Origin of the sequence: Tabrizicola aquatica (assembly GCF_002900975.1) — a bacterium.
GTDB lineage: Bacteria > Pseudomonadota > Alphaproteobacteria > Rhodobacterales > Rhodobacteraceae > Tabrizicola > Tabrizicola aquatica.
In genome coordinates, this window is record NZ_PJON01000006.1 from 104667 (window position 1) to 123911 (window position 19245).

20 protein-coding genes are annotated in these 19245 nt (G+C 68.2%); 13 read left to right on the plus strand and 7 right to left on the minus strand.

Features of this window, described 5'->3' with window-relative positions:
- Window positions 1-15 precede the first annotated feature (15 nt).
- Window positions 16-1944, plus strand: a complete 1929-nt coding sequence (locus tag CXR42_RS18285; RefSeq protein ID WP_180996112.1) for a caspase family protein — start codon at window positions 16-18, stop codon at window positions 1942-1944.
- 1 nt (window position 1945) lies between these two features.
- Window positions 1946-2992 carry a serine protease gene (locus CXR42_RS18290; protein ID WP_103259036.1) on the plus strand — a complete coding sequence of 349 codons (1047 nt, stop codon included), beginning with the start codon at window positions 1946-1948 and terminating at the stop codon, window positions 2990-2992.
- 337 nt (window positions 2993-3329) lie between these two features.
- On the opposite strand, the gene CXR42_RS18295 is transcribed toward CXR42_RS18290, so the two are convergent.
- Together CXR42_RS18295 and CXR42_RS18300 are read right to left on the minus strand one after the other, a co-directional pair.
- Complete coding sequence (locus CXR42_RS18295) at window positions 3330-4148, minus strand: hypothetical protein (protein ID WP_103259037.1); 819 nt, start codon at window positions 4146-4148, stop codon at window positions 3330-3332.
- 109 nt (window positions 4149-4257) lie between these two features.
- Window positions 4258-4932 (minus strand): hypothetical protein, encoded by a 675-nt coding sequence (locus tag CXR42_RS18300; protein WP_103259038.1) that lies wholly within the window; start codon window positions 4930-4932, stop codon window positions 4258-4260.
- A 115-nt stretch (window positions 4933-5047) separates the two neighbouring features.
- Between CXR42_RS18300 and argE the strand changes: the two genes are divergently transcribed.
- Entirely contained in the window at window positions 5048-6196 is a 1149-nt protein-coding gene (gene argE / locus CXR42_RS18305; RefSeq protein ID WP_103259039.1) for an acetylornithine deacetylase, read from the plus strand.
- A gap of 81 nt (window positions 6197-6277) precedes the next feature.
- Here the strand turns inward: argE and CXR42_RS18310 are convergent, their stop codons facing one another.
- On the minus strand, window positions 6278-6661 hold the full coding sequence (locus CXR42_RS18310) for a MerR family transcriptional regulator (protein WP_103259040.1): 384 nt from the start codon (window positions 6659-6661) through the stop codon (window positions 6278-6280).
- Between the two features lie 99 nt (window positions 6662-6760).
- On the opposite strand from CXR42_RS18310, the gene CXR42_RS18315 reads away from it, so the two are divergent.
- The 8 genes from CXR42_RS18315 (at window position 6761) to CXR42_RS19635 (ending at window position 12432) form a co-directional block, all read left to right on the plus strand.
- Window positions 6761-7192, plus strand: coding sequence for a PaaI family thioesterase (locus CXR42_RS18315; protein ID WP_103259041.1), 432 nt, complete (start codon window positions 6761-6763; stop codon window positions 7190-7192).
- Window positions 7189-7683, plus strand: coding sequence for a PaaI family thioesterase (locus CXR42_RS18320; protein ID WP_103259042.1), 495 nt, complete (start codon window positions 7189-7191; stop codon window positions 7681-7683). The genes CXR42_RS18315 and CXR42_RS18320 overlap by 4 nt, the downstream gene beginning before the upstream one ends.
- Window positions 7680-8987 (plus strand): MATE family efflux transporter, encoded by a 1308-nt coding sequence (locus tag CXR42_RS18325; protein WP_103259043.1) that lies wholly within the window; start codon window positions 7680-7682, stop codon window positions 8985-8987. The genes CXR42_RS18320 and CXR42_RS18325 overlap by 4 nt, the downstream gene beginning before the upstream one ends.
- Before the next feature lie 63 nt (window positions 8988-9050).
- Window positions 9051-9539, plus strand: coding sequence for a hypothetical protein (locus CXR42_RS18330; RefSeq protein ID WP_103259044.1), 489 nt, complete (start codon window positions 9051-9053; stop codon window positions 9537-9539).
- Between the two features lie 69 nt (window positions 9540-9608).
- The gene (locus CXR42_RS18335) at window positions 9609-10064 is read left to right on the plus strand and encodes a universal stress protein (protein ID WP_103259045.1); all 456 of its coding nucleotides are present in this window, start codon (window positions 9609-9611) and stop codon (window positions 10062-10064) included.
- Between the two features lie 117 nt (window positions 10065-10181).
- A complete protein-coding gene (locus CXR42_RS18340) occupies window positions 10182-11813 on the plus strand; it encodes a phosphoethanolamine transferase (RefSeq protein ID WP_103259046.1) in 1632 nt (543 codons plus the stop codon).
- Window positions 11810-12181, plus strand: coding sequence for a diacylglycerol kinase (locus tag CXR42_RS18345; RefSeq protein WP_103259047.1), 372 nt, complete (start codon window positions 11810-11812; stop codon window positions 12179-12181). Before CXR42_RS18340 ends, CXR42_RS18345 begins: the two co-directional genes overlap by 4 nt.
- Window positions 12182-12282: 101 nt before the next feature.
- Window positions 12283-12432, plus strand: coding sequence for a hypothetical protein (locus CXR42_RS19635; RefSeq protein ID WP_180996113.1), 150 nt, complete (start codon window positions 12283-12285; stop codon window positions 12430-12432).
- Window positions 12433-12481: 49 nt separating this feature from the next.
- Here CXR42_RS19635 and CXR42_RS18350 read toward each other — a convergent pair whose 3' ends face one another.
- Window positions 12482-13357 (minus strand): DMT family transporter, encoded by an 876-nt coding sequence (locus CXR42_RS18350; protein WP_245875487.1) that lies wholly within the window; start codon window positions 13355-13357, stop codon window positions 12482-12484.
- A 105-nt stretch (window positions 13358-13462) separates the two neighbouring features.
- Here CXR42_RS18350 and CXR42_RS18355 point away from each other — a divergent pair, with 105 nt between their 5' ends.
- Complete coding sequence (locus CXR42_RS18355; protein ID WP_103259048.1) at window positions 13463-15832, plus strand: trimethylamine N-oxide demethylase; 2370 nt, start codon at window positions 13463-13465, stop codon at window positions 15830-15832.
- 70 nt (window positions 15833-15902) lie between these two features.
- On the plus strand, window positions 15903-16286 hold the full coding sequence (locus CXR42_RS18360; protein ID WP_103259049.1) for a group II truncated hemoglobin: 384 nt from the start codon (window positions 15903-15905) through the stop codon (window positions 16284-16286).
- On the opposite strand, the gene CXR42_RS18365 is transcribed toward CXR42_RS18360, so the two are convergent.
- From CXR42_RS18365 to CXR42_RS18375, 3 genes are read right to left on the minus strand one after another with little or no spacing between them, the layout of a single operon-like run.
- Window positions 16283-17185, minus strand: coding sequence for a glycosyltransferase family 2 protein (locus tag CXR42_RS18365; RefSeq protein ID WP_103259050.1), 903 nt, complete (start codon window positions 17183-17185; stop codon window positions 16283-16285). The genes CXR42_RS18360 and CXR42_RS18365 overlap by 4 nt on opposite strands.
- Entirely contained in the window at window positions 17179-18078 is a 900-nt protein-coding gene (locus CXR42_RS18370) for a glycosyltransferase family 2 protein (protein WP_103259051.1), read from the minus strand. The genes CXR42_RS18365 and CXR42_RS18370 overlap by 7 nt, the downstream gene beginning before the upstream one ends.
- On the minus strand, window positions 18078-19235 hold the full coding sequence (locus CXR42_RS18375; RefSeq protein WP_103259052.1) for a lytic murein transglycosylase: 1158 nt from the start codon (window positions 19233-19235) through the stop codon (window positions 18078-18080). Before CXR42_RS18375 ends, CXR42_RS18370 begins: the two co-directional genes overlap by 1 nt.
- Window positions 19236-19245: the final 10 nt, after the last annotated feature.

A 19245-nucleotide genomic window follows, 5' to 3' on the forward strand; every position in this document is an offset into this window, starting at 1 on the left:
TATCCTGCGCGCATCATGCGCCTGATCCTGCCCCTGTGTCTTGCTGCCCTTCTGGCGACCCCGGCCCCGGCCGAGGTGCGCGCCGTGCTGGTGGGGGTGGGCGATTACCTGGTGCTGGACGCCGACCTGCACGGCCCGACCCATGACGTGCGGTTGATGGCCGAAGTGCTGGCAGGGCGCGGGGTGGGCGAGATGGTGGTGCTGACGGCCGACCCCTCGGGCCTGCCGGCGGGCGTGGCGACCGGGCAGCCGGTGCGGGCCGAGATCCTGGCGGCGCTGGAGGCGGTGGCGGCGGCCTCCAATCCCGGCGATACGGTGGTGTTCTATTTCTCGGGCCACGGGGCGCAGGCGCCGGACATGTCGGGGGACGAGGGCGGGGGTTATGACGAGATCCTGCTGCCCGCCGATGCCGCCGGCTGGAAGGGCGCGATCGGCGCGGTCGAGAACGCGATCCTGGACGATGAGTTGCAGGCCTGGGCGCAAGCTGCGCTGGCGCGGGGGGTGAAGGTCGTGGGGCTGATCGACGCCTGCCACTCGGCCACCGGATTCCGCGCCTTGGGTGGGGCGGGCGTGGCGCGGGTGGTGGATGAGGGGCTTTTGGGCATCCCGCAGGACGTGGTCCCGGTGGCGGGCGATCCGCTGCCACCGCTGCGCGGGGAGTTCGTGTTCCTGTATTCCTCGCAATCCGACCAGCGGTCCTTTGAATATCCGCTGGGCGATGGCGCGACCTGGCATGGCGAGTTCACCTTGCGGCTGGCGCAGGTGCTGCGCGACGCGCCCGAGGCGAGTTGGGCGCAGGTGCTGGCGGCCACGCGCGAGGCGATGGTGCAGGGTCCGGCCCGGCAGATGCCCGAGGGCGAAGGGCCGCTGCTGGAGGCGCAGGTCTTTGGCCAGGGTGCGGGTGCGGCGCGGCTGCCGGTGGCGGGCGGGCGGTTGGAGGCGGGCCTCCTGCAAGGGTTGGCGACGGGCGCAGAGGTGGCGCTGTATGCCGATCCGGCCGGGGGTGAGGCGCTGGCGGTCCTGCCCCTGGGCGAGGTGACGGCGCGGGAGGCGACCCTGGTGGGGGCGGTGCCTGCGGGCGCGGCCTGGGCCGAGCTGGTCAGTGCGCCGCCGCCGGATCCTTTGGTCCTGGCGGCGCCGGTGGTGGCGGACCATATGGACCACTACGACTATCGGGCCTGGCGGGCGGCGCTGCCCGCGCCCGCGCCCAACCCGGACCTGGTGCCGATCCTGGTGGACGGCGCGGTGGCTTTGGCGGGACCGGATGGGGTGCTGGACCCGGCGGGGCCGGGCTCTTCGCCGCGCGTGTCGCGGCTGGCGGGCGAGACCGAAGCCGAGGCGGTGGCGCGGGTGCTGGAGCAGGCCGCGCATGGCTTGCGGCTGCGCGAGGTGCTGGCCGGTGCGACCGGGCGCGGGCTGACGGCGCGGCCGCCGCTGACGATGGCGGTAGAGCGCCGGGCGGCCGATGGCTGCGGGGCGGTGGGTGCGCCCCAGCCGTTCGATCCGGGCCAGGCGGTCGGGCCCTGCGATCAGCTTTGGCTGACGCTGACCAACACGGGTGGCAAGGCGCAGGACGTGAGCGTGTTGTATTTTGCCGCCGATTTCGAGGTGCAGCCGATCTGGCCGCAAGCGAACCTGGCGAACCGGTTGGCACCCGGCGAAAGCGTGCGGGTCGGCCTTCAGATCGAGGCGGACAGCGCGGCGGGACTGGAGGAGATCTGGGTGCTGGCGGTGCCCGTCGATCCCGATGCGCCGCGCGTGGACCTGACGCGCCTGGCCTCTCCTCTCATCACGCGCGACCTGTCCGGTGCGGCGATGACCGACTGGCTGGCGGGGCGCCTGGACCCCGACACCCGGACCCGTGGCTTTTCCCTGAAACCTGCCCCGCTGGTGCTGCTGCGCCAGAGCCTGCGCCTTGCCCCTGCCCATTCGATGGAGAATTGAGATGACACTCCGCTTCCTGCCGATCCTGCTGTCGACCACGCTTGTCGCCCCCCTGGCCCTGGCCGAGGGGTTCGAGGTGGCCGCGCCGCCGGTCACCGCCTCGCCCTATGCCTATGCCAAGTCGGGTGCCAAGGCCGAGCGGGCCAAGGCCGCCGGATCGGCCGGGGCCAAGGTCATCGGCGGCGAGGTCGCGGCCGAGGGGGCCTGGCCCTGGCAGGTGGCGCTGCTGGTCGGGGGTGCCCCCGTCGGGACGGATGCGCAGTTCTGCGGCGGGTCGATGGTGATGGATCGCTGGGTGCTGACGGCGGCGCATTGCATCCACATGCCGCAGGAGGACGGGAGCTTTGCCGACCTCTGGCCGCAGGACCTGTCGATCCTGGTGGGGACAAACCAGCTTGCGCCGGGGCGGGGCGACCTGATCCCGGTCGAAGCGATCTTCCGGCATCCGTCCTATTCCGGCACGCAGTTCGATTTCGACATCGCCCTGGTCAAGCTGGCCCGTGCGCCGCAGGTGCCCTACCAGACGATCGAGGTGCCGGATGCGGAATACGGCGGCATCCTGAACCAGCAGGGCGTCACCACCATCGTCACCGGCTGGGGTCTGCAGGAGGGGGCCCAGCCTTCGGCCGAGTTGCGCCAGGCCGAAATCCAGGTCCTGGACCGCGAGCTGTGCAACAGCGCCATGCTGGAGGCCCGGGCCGAGGATGCGGCGGGGGGGTTCAGCTATGCGGTGCAGACGCTGGGGGTGGGCGACGAGGACGCCTATGCGTTGTGGGACGAGCTGGTGGCCCGCGCGCCGAAGCCGGTCAGCGAGAACATGATCTGCTCGGGCACGTTCGAGGGCGGCAAGACCTCCTGCAATGGCGACAGCGGCGGGCCGCTGGTCGTGCCGCTGGAGGACGGCCGGTACATCCAGGCAGGGATCGTGAGCTGGGGCCTGAGCGCGATGAGCGGGCAGGGCTGCGAGGAGACGGCGTTGTTCTCGGCCTATACCGACATCTCGAAATTCGTGCCCTGGCTAAATGAGGTCATCACCGCCAACCCGTAGGCCCCTGCATCCGGCGGCTGCAAAGCGGAGCGCGTTCCGCGCAGGTTTCCTGTCTCGTCGTCGGGCTTCGCCTCCTCCTCGGTGAATGGGGGCGCTGCCCCCAAACCCCCGGGATATTTGGGGAAGAGAAAGCAGCTTTCCCTTCGGAAAATATCCCGGGGAGCGCGAGGGGCAGCGCCCCTCGTCAGCCGAGGAGGAGGCGAAGCCCGACGACGAGAGGAAAGGCTTGCGCCTGTAAAGGCGCTCGATCTGATGACCGCCCCAAGCGTGCGGCGCGGCCTGGATGAGAAAGGCCCGCGGCTTGCGCCACGGGCCTTGTGGTCCGGTTTGAAGGGGATCAGTTGGTCAGCAGGTAGTAGCTGTTCCGCGATCCGCCCATGTTCTGCACGGTGACGTAGAAGTAGCCGTCCCAGGCCGGGGTCCAGTCGCAGTAGAGTTTGTCCGACCAGCTGACGTCATAGCAGATAACATTCCCGTTCTCGTCCGTCACGGCCACGTCGAGGTTCGCGTCGCCGTCGCCGACGATCGCGACCTCGGCGTAGGAGTTGCCGTAGTAGGGGATCTCCCAGACGTCGGTCTGACCGGCGGGCAGGCGCGAGAGCCATTCCACCGCCCCCCCGATCCGCCCGCGTGTGCCTTCGGCCATGGCGTCCTCGATCAGGCCCAGCACCGCCTCGTCATCGGCGGCGAGTTCCTTGGCCTTGGCGAACATCGCATCGGCGGTGACGGGCGCGTCGGCGGCGCCTTCGTCCTCCGAGGTGGCGGTGAAGAGCGTGACCTTGCCGGCCGCGCGGGGCGTGCCGTCGTTCATCATCGGGGCCGGGGCTGCAGGGGCGGCCGGGGCAGCCTTCTTGCGCAGGCTGGTCTGGTCGTCGGTGACGGTGACCTTGGCCGGATCAAGGGCCGCCGGTTCGGCCGAAGCGACCTGGACCGAGGCGGCAAGCTTGGCGGCGGCCAGCACGGTCACCGCATCGCCTTGTGCCACGCCCACGGCATACAGCTCTTGTGCGAGGCCCATGGTCGAGGCGCCGCCGGGTGCGGTGCCCTCGGCGGTGGTGCCGACATTGGTGCCGGACTTGTCCTGGGCCAGGACCGGCAGGGAAAGCGCCACCAGCGCGGTGGTGGCAAGGGCGAGGGAAAGGGATTTCAGCTGCATGGCTATACCTATGGTCAGCCGGCCCGGGATGGACCGGAATGCGCCATCCTTGCAGGTCGCGGGGCCGTTGAGAAGGTGGGTTTCCGTGACAAATCCGGTCACGCGGGGGCTAGTTCCCCAAAAGCCGGTAGCTGTTGACGATGCCGCCAGCGTTGGTGACGGTGACCGTGAAGAATCCGTTCCGCGCCGGGGTCAGGCTGCACAGGGCCGGAGCGGTTCCGGCAGGGCGGGTGCAGAGGACCGCGCCGGTTTCATCGGTCACGGTCAGCGCCAGCGGCCCGTCGCCGTCGCCGACCAGGCCGATCTCGGCGGCAACCTCGCCAAAGAGTGGCAGGGTCCAGGTATCGGTCTGGCCGGAGCCGAGGTCGGATGCGGCCACGACGGCGGTGTCCTGATGGGCGTCCGGCAGTTGCGCATCCAGCGCATAGACCAGATCCTGCAGGTCCGGGTCCTCGCCCGCAAGGTTGCGAGCGATGGCCATGGCGGCCTCGCCGGCGGGATCGGGGGCGGCGGGTTGGCCCGGTGGGGCGTCGGCGGCGGGCTGGCCCGCACTCTCCAACGTCCAGCCGGTGGCCGGGCGCTGGGTGACGCCGCGCGCCAGGCGGATCGCGGTCAGCAGGGCCAGCGCCTCGCCCTGCGTCAGGGCGGCCTGGTAGGCGCGCTGGGCAAGGATCAGTTGCGCCACGCTGCCCGGCGCGCCCTGGGGATCGACGGACAGGTTCGCCTCTTGCGCGTAAATCGGCGCGGTCAGGCAGGCGAGAAGAAGGAGACTGCGGGAAAGCATCGGTGCCCTGGTCCGGGATGGGCGGGGACTGTCGCAAAAGCGGGGGACGGCGGCAAGCGGGGAAAGCTTTTCGCCCCCGCGCTTTCGCGTTAGCAGGGGATAAAGGAGAGACGGGATGCGCGAGATACTGGACTGGCTGGTGGGCTTTGACACGGTCAGCTCGAAGCCGAACATGGCGCTGATGGCTTATGTGAAGGACCTGCTGGAGGCGGCGGGGATCGCGGTCACGCTGGTGCCGGATGCGACGGGGGGTAAGGCGAACCTTTACGCCTCGACCGGGCCGGAGGGGGTCGGCGGCGTGATGCTGTCGGGGCATACGGATGTCGTGCCGGTCGAGGGCCAGGCCTGGACGAAGGCCCCCTTTGCGCTGACCGAGGAGGGCGGGCGCTACTATGGCCGGGGCACCACGGACATGAAGGGTTTCGTCGCCTGCGCGGTCGCGGCGATGGTGGAGGCCGCGCGGCGCCCACTGCGGGTGCCGCTGCATCTGGCGCTGTCCTATGACGAGGAAGTCGGATGCATGGGCGTGCGCAGCCTGATCGACCTCCTGGCGCAGGCCCCGGTCCGGCCGCGCTTTTGCATCGTGGGAGAGCCGACGGGGATGCAGGTCGCCACCGGCCACAAGGGCAAGGTCGCCCTGCGGGCAACCTGCACCGGGCGTGAGGGGCATTCGGCCCTGGCCCCGCTGGCGCTGAACGCTTTGCATCTGGCGGCGGATTTCCTGGGCGCGGTGCGCAGGCTGCAGGCCGAGGTGGCGGCGACCGGGCTGCGGGATGGGGACTATGACGTGCCCTATACCACGATCCATGTGGGCAAGATGGCGGGTGGGGTGCAGGTGAACATCGTGCCGAACCAGACGGTGCTGGATTTCGAGATTCGGTCGCTGGCCGGTGAGGATGTGGCCGGCCTGATCACGCGGCTGGAGGCCGAGGCGGAGGCGATCGTTGCGCCCGTGCGGGCCGAGTTCCCCGAGGCGGCGATAAGGGTGGAGCGGCAGTGGGACTATCCCGGCCTGGGCACGCCCTCGGATGCGGCGGTGGTCAATTTCGTGAAGGGGCTGACCGGCGCGAATGGCACGATCAAGGTGGCCTATGGCACGGAAGGCGGGCTGTTCGATCAGCGGCTGGGTATTCCGACGGTGATCTGCGGGCCAGGGTCAATGGCGCAGGGGCACAAGCCGGACGAATATGTCTCGGTCGAGCAGCTGGGTCTGTGCCAGGCGATGCTGTCCCGGCTGATCGACCGGTTGGAAGCGGGGATCTGAGGCACCGATTTCCAAGAAGAAATCGGGTCGGAAATCAGGGATTTCCGGGGCGGTCCTGATGGCCCCGGGCCAGGCCCCCGTTCAGGCGTCAGGCAGGCGGCTCATTTCCTCGACCGCGGTTTCGCGCAGGGCTTGCAGGTCGGCGATGGTGGTGTCGAGTTCGGCACGCTGCTTTTGCAGATCGACCAGCTGCCGGTCCGCCAGGTCAAGCCAGGCTTGCAACTGCGGGCGTTCGCCCTTCTTGCCGTAGATCAGCAGCCATTGGCGGATCTCCTCCAGCGAAAAGCCGAAGCGGCGGCCGCGCAGGATCAGTTTCATCCGCGCCACTTCGCGCGGGCCGTAAAAGCGGGCGCGGCCTTCCTTTTCGGGGGCCAGAAGTTCGATGTACTCGTAATAGCGCAGCGTGCGCGGCGTCACGTCGAACTTCGCGCACATCTCCTTGAAGCTGAGGCGGGTTTCGGTCATGCGCGGTCCTCCCGTCTGCAACCTAGGCGCAAGCGCCTGCCGGTTGCAACGGTGACGCTGGGGCTTGCGTTCCCCCGCAGGCGGCGGTTTGATCGGGCCATGCAGGAACGTGACACGCTGAAGATCGCCCGACAGTTCATCGAGGCGCTGCCGCACAGCCGGGCGCTGGGCATGGTGCTGGAGGAGATGGGGCCGGGCTGGGCGCGGCTGACGATGCCCTATGACGCGCGGCTGGTGGGCGATCCCCTGACCGGGGTGATCCATGGCGGGGCGGTTTCGGCGCTGATGGACACGGCATCGGGGACGGCGGTGATGTGCCACCCGCAGGCGGGGTTCTCAACCGCGACGCTGGATCTGCGGATCGACTACATGCGCCCGGCGACCCCCGGCCAGGCCCTGCGCTGCCGGGCCGAGTGTCACCATGTCACCCGCACGGTCGCCTTTGTCCGCGCGGTTGCGATGGATGACGACGAGGGGCGGCCGGTGGCGATGGCCACGGGGGCCTTCACGGTGGAACGGGGGGCGGCATGAAGCGGCCAGAGCCGGTCCATGTGATCAAGCAGCGGCGCGAGGGGCTGTTGCGCGCGCTGGTCGATGCGGTGCCCTATATCGGATTCCTTGGCATCCAGTTCGACCGCCGGGGCGACGAGCTGACGGCCGTCCTGCCCTATCACGACAGCCTGATCGGCAACCCGATGCTGCCCGCGCTGCATGGCGGCGCGACGGCCGGGTTCCTGGAGATTGCGGCGATGATCGAGCTTTCGTGGTCGTCACTTTGGGACGGGGTGGAGGCGCAGGGTGCCCTGCCCGAGGGGCCGCTGCGGTTGCCAAAGACCATTGATTTCACCGTGGACTATCTGCGCCCGGGCCTGCCGCGCGATGCCTATGCCCGTGCCCGGGTGAACCGGTCGGGGCGGCGCTATGCCTCGGTCCATGTCGAGGCGTGGCAGGACAACCGGGCGCGCCTGTTCGCCCAGGCGACCGGGCATTTCCTGATGCCGCCGTCCGAGCCGGGGAAGTGACCGAGATTACGCACGGCCGGGTGCTGCGGATCGCGGCGCCCATCGTGCTGTCCAATGCCACGGTGCCGCTGCTGGGCGCGGTCGATACTGCCGTCATCGGCCAGCTGGGTGATCCGGCCAGCCTGGGCGCGGTGGGGATCGGGGCGGTCATCCTGGCCACGCTGTACTGGGCCTTCGGCTTCCTACGGATGTCGACCTCGGGCCTGGCGGCGCAGGCGCATGGGGCGGGGGACGGGCCGGAACGCTCGGCCGTCTTGCTGCGGGCGCTGATCGTGGGGGCGGTGGCGGGGCTGGTGCTGGTCGCGGTGCAAGTGCCGCTGTTCGCGGCGGCCTTCGCGGTGGCCCCGGCCAGCGAGGCGGTGGAGCGGCTGGCGGGGCAGTATCTGGCGATCCGCATCTGGGGTGCGCCGGCGACCATCGCGCTTTATGCGCTGAACGGCTGGCTGATCGGGCTGGGTCGCACGCGGGGCGTCTTGGTGCTGCAACTTTGGCAGAACGGCGCGAACGTGGGCCTGGACCTGTGGTTCGTCCTGGGCCTGGGCTGGGGCGTGCCGGGGGTGGCGGCGGCGACGCTGATTGCTGAGTGGACCGGGCTGGCCCTGGCGCTGTGGCTGGCGCGCGATGCCTTCGGGGCGGGCTTCCGCGACGGGGTGGCGCGGCTGCGCGACCGGGTGGCGTTGCGGCGGATGTTCACCGCCAGCCGCGACATCATGGGGCGCACGATCATCCTGCAACTGTCCTTCACCAGCTTTGTCTTTCTGGGCGCGCGCTTTGGCGACGTGACGCTGGCGGCGAACCAGGTGCTGATGCAGTTCCTGGAGGTCACGGCCTATGCGCTGGACGGGTTCGCCTTTGCCGCCGAGGCGCTGGTGGGGCAGGCGGTCGGCGCGAAATCCTCGCGGCAGATCCGGGCGGCGGCGCGGATCTGCATGCAACTGGGCGTGATCGGCGCCATAGGGCTGGCGCTGGTCTTTGCGCTGACCGGGCCGGCGATCATCGATCTGCTGACCACCTCGCCCGAGGTGCGGGCCGAGGCGCGGGCCTATCTGCCCTGGCTGGTCGCCGCGCCGGTGATCGGGATCGTGGCCTGGATCTATGACGGCATCTTCATCGGCGCGATGCTGACCGGGGACATGCTGCGGGCGATGCTTGCCTCGGTCGCGGTCTATGCGGTGGCGCTGGCGGTTATGGTGCCGCTGGCGGGGAATCATGGCCTGTGGGCCGCGCTGATGGTGCTGAACGCGACCCGGACGCTGACGCTGTGGCGCCTCTATCCCAAGGTGCATGCACTGGCGGCGGGGTAGGCAAAAGCCGACTGTTCCGCAGCGCGCAGAGCGGCTAGCCGGGACGAAACCCCGGAGGACCCGATGCGCGCTGCCGTTTTCCTGACCGCCCTGTTTGCAACTGCCCTTCCGGCCGCAGCGCAGGATATTCCCGGCACCGAGTTCACCTTCGGCCTTTGGCGCGGGGCGGCGCAGTCGGATGCGGCGGGGGCCTTCACCCATTGTTATGCGACGCTGGTCTTTGCGGGTGGGGATCAACTGTGGATCAATGTCAGCGCGAAAGAACGGGTCGAGGTCATCTTCTCGTTCGTCAAGCAATCCTACCGGCCGGACCAGACCTTCCAGGCCAGCCTGATGCTGGAATCCGGCCTGCCGACCCATGGCGAGGCACAGGCGCTGGGCGGCAGCCTGATCAGCTTCAACATGGCCCCGGTCGATGACGCCCATGCCTTCCTGTCGCAGGGGAACTGGTTGCGGCTTATGGGCGTGGGCAACGACGAAGCCTATGATGTGCGGGGCCTTGGCGGCGTGCTGGGAGAGGTTCGCGCCTGCCGCGAAAGCCAGCGGCAATAGACCTGCACGCGAAAGCTTGCCTTCCCCCCCGCAGCCGGGCCAATATCTGCACCGCCAAAGGGGAGAGCCATGCGGAAGTTCCTGGTCGTGCTGGACGACAGCCGCGAATGTCTGAACGCGATGCGCTTTGCCGCGCTGCGGGCCTCGCACACAGGGGGCGGGGTCACGATCCTGTCCATCGTCTCGCCGGAAGAGTTCCAGACCTGGATGGGCGTTGCCGATCTGATGCGGGCCGAGGCGCGCGAACGGATCGAGGCGCATTTCGAGGTCTTTGCCAAATGGATGCGCGACAAGCAGGGGGTGAACCCAGAACTGGTGATCCGCGAAGGCGATCCGGTCGCCGAGATTCTGGCGCAGGTCAACGAGGACCCCGAGATCGGCATCCTGGTGCTGGGGGCGGGGACCGACAAGTCGGGGCCGGGGCCGCTGGTCACCGCCTTGGGACGCAACTCGGGCAACCTGCCGATCCCGATCACCATCGTGCCGGGCGACATGTCGAAGGAACGGCTGGAAAGCATAACCTGACCGCGCGCGGGGGCTGACCGGCGTCGGATTAAGCGCGTGCTTACAGCCAAGGCGGTCGGGCGGGGATAGATGGGACGCGGGGCCGCAGGATGGCCCGACGCTTCCCAGGACCTCCCCATGACCGCCTTTCCGCAAGCCGCGCGCCGGCCGGAGCTTTCCGCCTTCACCCTTAACCTGCTGGCCGCGACCTATCTTCTTGCGCTGTGCAACGCGACCTTCTGGGGCCATCTGTTCCGCATCTTCGAGGGGCGGACAGTCACGGCGCTGGTCTTTGCCGGGGCGGTCTGGGCGCTGATGCTGCTGGTGATCCAGCTTCTGGCCGTGCGGCGGGCGCAGAAACCGGCACTGGTCGCGTTGCTGTTGATCGCTGGCGTCAGCTCCTATTACGTCGAGGTGCTGGGCGCGGTGATCGACCGCGAGATGATCCAGAACGCGATGACCACGACCTTCGCCGAATCGCGGCATCTGATCACGATGCAATTCCTGGGCCACGTCGCGCTGTATGGCCTGCTGCCCGCCGCCCTTGTGCTGTGGGTCCGTATCCGGCGGCAGACGCGCTGGCGGGCGCTTGGCGGCTGGGCCCTGCTGACCGCCGGCGCGGCGGCGCTGGTTGTGGGGCTGCTGTTCACCAACTTGCGGGCCTATTCCACCGTCCTGCGCGCAGACAAAGAGCTGATGGGTGCCGTCCAGCCCCTGGCGCCGCTGGCGGCCTCGCTGCGGTATGCGAAGATGATGGTCGGGACGACCGCAATCGTGCTGCAGCCCACGGGCCGCGACGCGAAGGCGGGGCCGCATCTGGCGGGGGTGGACAAGCCCATCCTGATGGTCATCGTCGCGGGCGAGACCGCGCGGTCGCAGAACTGGTCGCTGGGCGGCTACGCGCGCGAGACGAACCCGATGCTGGCCCAGCGGGATATCCTGTATTATCCGAACGTGACCAGCTGCGGCACGGCGACGGCAACCTCGCTGCCCTGCATGTTTTCGCCCCTGACCAAGGCCGAGTATTCCTATGAAGGCGGGCTGGGGCATGAGAACCTGCTGGACGTGCTGGTCCATGCCGGGTTTGCGGTGGAATGGTGGGACAACAACACCGGCCACAAGAATACCGCCGACCGGGTGCCCTCTCGCGTGATGGGGGCGGCGGATGGGGTCGAGTTCTGCCAGCCGGAATGCATCGACGGCGTGTTCCTGAAGCACCTGCAGGAAAAGGCGCAGACGATCACCGGGAACACGGTCATCGTACTGCACCAGATCGGCAGCCACGGGCCCAGCTACTGGCTGCGCTATCCGCCCGAGGGAGAGGTCTTTGCCCCCGCCTGCCGGACGCCCGAGTTGACGGACTGCTCGACCGAAGAGATCGTCAACGCCTATGACAACACCATCGCCTATACCGACCGCTTCCTCGCCGAGGCGATCGACCTGCTGGACGCCGAGGGGCGGGTGACACCGGCATTGTTCTATGTCTCGGACCATGGCGAGAGCCTGGGCGAAGGCGGGCTGTACCTGCATGGCGCGCCCGACTTCATGGCGCCGGAGTATCAGACGCGGGTGCCCATGGTGCTCTGGATGTCCGAACGGTTCCGTGCCAGTCTTGGCCTTGACGCCGGGTGTATGGCGGCGGCGACGGGTGAAGCGGTGAGCCACGACAACATGTTTTCGACTGTGCTGGGGTTGCTGGATGTCTCGACGACCGCGCGGGATACGGGTCTGGACCTGGCCGGGCGCTGCCGCACCGGGGTGAACGGATGACGCTGCAAGACAAGCCCGCACGCAAATCGGGGCTGGCGCATTTCTTCGCGGCGGCGGGCTATTCGGCGGCGGGGTTGCGCCGGCTGGCGCGGGAAAGCGCGTTCCGGCAGGAAGTGGCGCTGATCGTTGGGTTGCTGGTGCTGTTTGTGGGCCTTGGCGCCTCGCTGCCCGAGGTGCTGGGGCTGCTGGGCCTGGGGCTGCTGCTGATCGCGGTCGAGGCGTTGAATACGGCGATCGAGGTCGTGGTCGATCATCTGTCGCCCGGCTGGTCGGCCTTTGCCAAGGACGCCAAGGACCTGGGTTCGCTTGCGGTGGCCTGCACGATCGGACTGGTCCTGATCTATGCGGCGGTTGTTTTGGTCTGGTAAGGCGCCGGGCGCAGGTCGGCCATGCGCGAACGTGGGTTGGGGCGCCGGGCGACAGGGACTAGGTTGCGGGTCGGGAGGAGCCGTAACGAAAGGTCCGTCCGATGTCCGTCCATGCCCTGCCCCGTCTTGTCACCGCCGTCCCGGTGCTGGAACCCTATTTCCAGGCCGCCCGCCCTGCCGCCGCACCGGCCCTGCGCCCATTGACTGCGCTGGAGCAGATGTACGCCTACTGGGGCTCGGACCGGGTTTGATCCGGGTCGGGGGTAAGGTGGGCGATATCGCCCACCCTACGCCCGCGCGTCACAGCCCCTGCAGCCCCAGCGCCGCGATCCCCGAGAACACCGTCGCCACCCCCAGCCACTGCAGCGGCCGCACCCTCTCGCGCAGTACCCAGGCCGCCAGGACGACCGTCAGGACGCCGAACAGCGACGCCGCGACCGAGGCATATTCCGCCCGCGGCAGTTGTCCAGCCGCCGTGACCAGCCCCAGGGCAAGCGCGTCGAATGCCCCCATGAGGGCCAGAAGCCAGCCCTGACCCTGCTTCGGTGCCAGGCGGGCCCGCTGTGCCAGGGCCAGCATCAGGACGGCTGCGAACGCGGTCAGGCGGCCGATGAGCATGGCCGGCAGTTCGGCTCCTTGCCGCGTCGCTTCTTGTCCCAGGGCGAAGGTTGCGGCGAAACCCACGGCGCTCAGCGCGGCCCAGCCTAGCGCCACGGCGGGCGGGGCGGCATAGCCTTCGGGTCCGTCGCCCTGTGCCGCCCGCGCGACGATGGCGATCCCGGCGACGATGGCCGCCACCGCCAGCCAGTCGCCGAGTGAAACCGGCTGCCCCTGCGCGACCGCGATCCCCAGCGAGAGCATCGGATAGGCCCCGATCACCGGCGAGACCAGTCGGACCGGCGCCAGGCTGAACGCCCGGTAAAGCGCGCCGCCAGCGATCGCATAGGCAAGACCATAGACCAGCGCCACGCCGATGGCGGGGCCGGTCATGGCCGACCAGTCACCCAGCATCAATGCCACGGGCGTCAGCACCATGCAGCCCGCCCCGAATACCATCGCAATGATCGGCAGCAGCGTCGCGCCTTGCGTCAGTTTCCGTGCCAGAAGATCATGCAGCGCCCAGATCAGCGCCGCCGTCAGTCCAAAGCCCAAAGCCAGCATTTTGTTGCCTTTCACCGATCCCGCGCTTGTGCGAGTCTGAAGCTGGCGCTATTCTTCGGAATGAACAAGTTTTAACCTCATTAAACAGGCCGGCTGGGTCCGGTCCGCTCCGGGGGCCTCATGCTTGACTTGACCTATCCCGCCGTCAATCCCGGTCCGCCGCGTCCCAGTCGGATTCTGCTGCCGCAGGGCTTTTCGCGCCACCACGGCCAGGAGCGTCATGTCGTGCCGGGCGGCGGTGCGGTGCTGCTGCAACTGATGGTCGGCGACCGCCTGACCCTGGTGAACGACGAGGGTGGCCAGCTGGTGGAACTGGTGGCGGCCACGAAGGACGGGCGCATCGATGCGGCGATCCTGGGGCAGGCGTCGAACGCGACAGCCGAGGGGCTGAAGGCGATGCTGGCGTCGGGCGATGAAAGCCTGGCGCGGTTGCGCAAGGGGCTGGCCGCGCGGAAGATCGATCTGGCCGCGTCAGGCGCGCTGCGGCTGTTCGGCGGGGATACCCCGGCCGGCACGCGGGCCGAGCTTGTGGCGCAGGACGACGGCTGGCTGGTCATCGCGGCGCCCGGCCTGCCGATGGCGCCCGAGGCGCAGGATACCGCCACCCCGGTCACGCTGCTGGTCAGCCGCGCCAAGCCGCGTCTGGTGGGGAATTACGATCTGCCCGATCCGCTGGCCGATCCGATCCTGGACTTGCGGGTCAAGTCGGCGACGGCGGAAAGCTATTTCGTCAAGGCCGGGGATTACATCCAGGTTCTGGACGTCGATGGCCGGCAATGCACCGACTTCCAGTGCTTTGATGCGCGCAAGCTGGACAAGGGCATCCAGCACGCGCTGGACGTGACCACCAGCCGGACGCTGATGGGCCATGCCTACTCGATGCCCGGTCTGCATTCGAAATACTATGATCAGGACTGGGTGCCGCTGGTTGAGGTGGTGCAGGACACCGTCGGGCGGCATGACGCCTTTGCGATGGCCTGCGCGTCGAAATACTATGACGACATCGGCTATCCGGGGCATGTGAACTGCTCGGACAACTTCAACACCGCGCTGGCAAAGCATGGGATCGACCCCCGGCCGGGCTGGATGGCGGTGAACCTGTTCTTCAATACCAACATCGACGCGCATGGCGTGCTGATCAGCGACGAGCCGTGGAGCCGGCCGGGCGACTATGTGCTGTTCCGGGCGCTGACCGACATCGTCTGCGTGAACTCGGCCTGCCCGGATGACACTTCGCCCGCCAATGGCTGGTACCTGTCGGACATCCACGTTCGCACCTATTCCGGGGCCGAGACCTTCTCGCGCTCCATCGCCTATCGCCCCACGCCCGCTTCGGAGCCGAAGATGACCAAGGAAACCGCCTTCCACGACCGGATCAGCCAGAAGACCCGGAACGTGGTGGAGTACAAAGGCTATTGGCTGCCGCAGGCCTATTCGTCCAACGGCGCGCTGGAGGAATACTGGGCCTGCCGCCAGGCGGCGGTGGTGCTGGACCTGTCGCCGCTGCGCAAGTTCGAAGTGACCGGCCCGGATGCCGAGGCGCTGATGAACTGGGTGCTGACCCGGGACATGAAGAAGCTGAGCCAGGGCCAGGTGGTCTATTCCGCGATGTGCTACGACCACGGCGGCATGATCGACGACGGCACGGCGTTCCGCCTGGGCCGCGACAATTTCCGCTGGATCGGTGGCGATGATTACGGTGGGGTCTGGATCCGGGAGCAGGCCGAGAAGCTGGGGCTTAAGGCGATGGTGCGGTCCTCGACCGACCAGCTGCATAACCTGGCGGTGCAGGGTCCGAACAGCCGCGAGATCATCAAGCGGATGATCTGGACCGCGCCGCACCAGCCGACGATCGAGGAGCTGGGCTGGTTCCGCTTCACGGTGGGCCGCTTGGGCGGGCCGTCGGGCGCTCCGGTCGTGGTGTCGCGGACGGGCTATACCGGGGAGTTGGGCTTCGAGATCTTCTGCCACCCCAAGGACGGAAGCGCCGTATACGACGCGGTCTGGGCAAATGGTGAGGACCTGGGTCTGCGGCCGATGGGATTGCAGGCCTTGGACATGGTGCGGATCGAGGCGGGGCTGATCTTTGCTGGCTATGATTTCAGCGACCAGACCGATCCGTTCGAGGCCGGGATCGGGTTTACCGTGCCGCTCAAGTCCAAGACCGACGACTTTGTGGGCCGCGAGGCGTTGATCCGGCGGAAAGAGCATCCGTCGCGCAAGTTCGTCGGGCTGGAGATCGACAGCAACGTCGATGTGGGCCACGGCGATTGCCTGCATGTCGGCCGGGCGCAGGTGGGGGAGGTGACGTCCTCCATGCGCTCGCCGCTTCTGGGCAAGAACATCGCGCTGGCGCGGGTCGATGTGGCCCATGCCGAGGTCGGGACGGCGCTGGAGGTGGGCAAGCTGGACGGCCAGCAGAAGCGGCTGCCGGCGGTGATCGTGCCTCTGTCGCATTACGACCCGAAAAAGACGCGGCCGCAAAGCTGACGGGGCGCAGGGCCTTTGACGGTTCCGGCCCGATCTCTGCAAGGAAGTCGGGACCGGAAAGGAGGATGCGATGGAACCGATGATCGACCGTATCGGGGGCGAAGAGAAGGTCCACCACCTGGTGAACCACTTCTACGACCTGATCGAGACCCTGCCCCAGGGCCGTGCGATCATGGAGATGCACCTGAAGGGACACGGGCTGTCCCATGTGCGCCCCGAGCAGTTCGACTTCCTGTGCGGCTTCTTCGGCGGGCGGCGGTACTATCACGAAAAGCACGGCCACATGAACCTGCGCGAGATCCACGCCCATGTGGAGATCCGCCGCCAGGATGCCGAGGACTGGCTGGCGGTGATGGAGCGGGCGATGGTCGAAACCGGGGTGCCCCAGACCGAGCGGGCGGGAATCATGGCCACCTTCCGCCGCGCGGCGCTGATGCTGGTGAACGTCGCCTAAGGCCGCCCCGCCAGCAGGTCCGCCACCTTGGCCCGCAGGCCGAGATTGGTGGTAATGAGCAGGCCGTTGGCCTCCAACAGGGCTGCCTTTTCAGGCGTTGTGATCATGGTGTGCCGGTAGAAATCGGCGATGACCGCGTCGCTTGCGCCTTTCAGATGGCTGCGCAGGTGGTTCTCGGCGTCGTAGTGATAGGCCCCGCCGGTCAACCGGTGAGGCAAAAGACGGCGCCACTCGACCGGGTCATGCGCGTGGAAATGCAGGACGCGCAAACTGGGATGGAACGGTCGGACAAGGGGGGTGCGGCCGGTAAAGACCTCATGCAGGCCCAACCTGACGCCGGGCACGCCGATACGGCAGAAGCTTTTCCCGATGGTATGGCCAAGGTTGCCCTTGGCCACCACGTCGGCCACCGGGCCGAAGATGGCAGCATGTAGCGCGGGATGGGCCGGGCCCAGCGGGCCGCGGAACTGCCGCGCGGTGAAGATGTCGTCGGGCAGATCGGGGTCGTGCATGGCCTCGAAGGCGTCCATCAACACGTTGGGCACGTCGGATGGAACCTCGGCCAGAAGCTCGGCAATCGGGCGGGGGGCATACAGAAATTCGTCCGAGTCGATATGCGCCAGCCAATCCAGCTTGCACTTGCGTTGCGCATGGATCGCGTTGGTGATCTGCCGGTTGTGCAGCTTCTCGTGCCGCCCGCCGCGGATCGCCCAATACCAGCCGGTGCAGCGCCGGGCCGTGACGTTCCGCAGACGCGACACACGGGCATGGGCAGGATCGGCGGGATCGTCGAAATAGATCCAGACATGCGCTGCACCCAGGGCGAGATGATGGGCGATGAAGGCCAGCACCTGCTCTTCCGGAGCCTTCACGGTTGCCACCACTCCCCATTTTACCACGGGCTGCCCTCCATCATTGCCTGAACCTTCTGCCGCAACTGCAGATCCGCCACCACCACCCGGCCCAGCGCCTGCAACTCGCGCGCGACGTCCATCGGCAGGATCTGCGTCCGAAGGTAGAAGGCGTCCACCTCCTCGGGCGTCGCCCCGGCCAGGAATTGCTGCAGGGGCGGGCGGAACTGATAGGCTCCGCGCGTCAGCCGGAAGGGCAGCGCCGACAGCCAGGCCGCCCGGTCCTGGGCGTGAAAGTGCAGCAGGCGCGCCTCGCGGCACCAGTCGGGGGCGGGGATGCGCTTGCCCCCCAGCATCACGCTGTGCAGACGGGGCGCAAGCCCCTGGATGCCGGTGCGGAACAGGACCTTGCCGACGGAATGGCTAAGGATGCCGTCCCGGATCACCTTCTTGTAACGGCCGAGGGCCGGGGTCCGATAGCGCCAGACGTCATGGGTCAATGCCCCACGAAACTCGCGCGCGGTGAAGATGTCGTCGGACAGCATCGGATCGTGCATCGCCTCGAACGGCTCCAGCTTGACCACCAGGCGGTCTTTGGGCTGGTCGGCAAGCATCTCGCCCAGCGGGCGGTCGGCCTGGATGAACTCGTCCACGTCGATGTGGCCCATCCAGGCGGTCCGGGCACGGGTGTAGGCGTGGCGGGCGTTGCGGCCCTGACGGTTCTGGTGCTGGTCGGGGCGGGGGCGTTTGCCCCAATAGGCCGCGTCGCACAGGGTGGCCGTGATCTGCGGATGGCCCTGCAATGCGGCATGGGTGGGGTCGTCGGGGTTGTCGAAGTAGATCCACAGATGCGCCGCGCCGATGGACAGGTGATGGGCGGCCCAGGCCAGCACCTTTTCCTTCGGTGCCTTCACAGTGGCCACAAGCCCCCAGTCGACCATCACAGCGCGTCCAGCAGGTCCCGCGTCGGCCAGCCGTCGGCGGGCAGGCCAAGGCGCAGCTGTTCCTTCTGCACGGCCGCCCGGGTGCCGGCCCCCAGGATACCGTCGATCTTGCCAACGTCATGTCCCAGCGCCGCGAGCCGTTCCTGCAACGCCACCATCTGGTCGGGGTCCAGCGCCGGGTCGGGGTCGCCAGCGGCATAGGGCGCGGCACCTGCGATCCGGGTGCCGAAATAGGCGGCGGTGGTGACGTAGACGAAGCTTTTGTTCCACTCGAACAAAACGCGGTAGTTCGGATAGGCCAGGAAAGCCGGTCCCTTGCGCCCCTGCGGCAGCAGGATCGAGGCTGAAAGGCCCGGCGCCAGCGGCCCGTTGCGCGGCTGGACGCCAAGGGCGGCCCAAGCCTCGGTCGGGCGTTCGGTGTCGAGGCCGGTCAGTGCCCAGTCGAAGCTTTCCGGCAGGGTAACCTCGGCCAGCCAGGGCTCACCCGCGCGCCAGCCGTGGTGTTGCAGCATCCGGGCGCCCGACAGGATTGCGTCCGACGGTGAGGTTTTCAGCAGGATCAGCCCGTCGCCGTCGCCGTCCACCCCACGCTCCAGAATGTCCTTGGGCAGCATCTGGACCATCCCGATCTCACCGGCCCAGGCGCCGGTGGTGTCCAGATCGAACTCGTCCAGCGCGTGAAGCTGCGCTGCGGCCAGGACCTGCGGCTGGAACAACTCGGGCCGGCGGCAGTCATGGGCCAGGGTGAGCAGGGCGTTGCGGGTGTTGTAATCGCCCTGGACCTGACCGAAATCGGTCTCGAAGGCCCAAAAGGCCAGAAGGATACCGCGCGACACGCCATACTCGGCCTGGGCGCGGGAGAAGATCGCGTCCAGCTCTTGCGACTTGGCTTTTGCGGTGGCCAGCCGCTGTTTCGAGATCAGCGATTGCGAGAAGTCGAGGAAGGTCTTGCGAAAGACGCCTTGGCTGCGGTCGGCCTTCAGTACCTTGTCGTCGATGCGGGCGCCGGAAAAGAACTCGGCCGCCTTGTCGGCGGGCACACCGACGGCGACGGCCTCGGCCTGCATGGCTGCAACGAAGGTCCCGAAGTCACCGCCGCAGGGTGCGGCAGCGGCGGGGGTGGCGGCAAGAAGGGCAAGCAGGGCTAAGCGCATGACGGCTCCT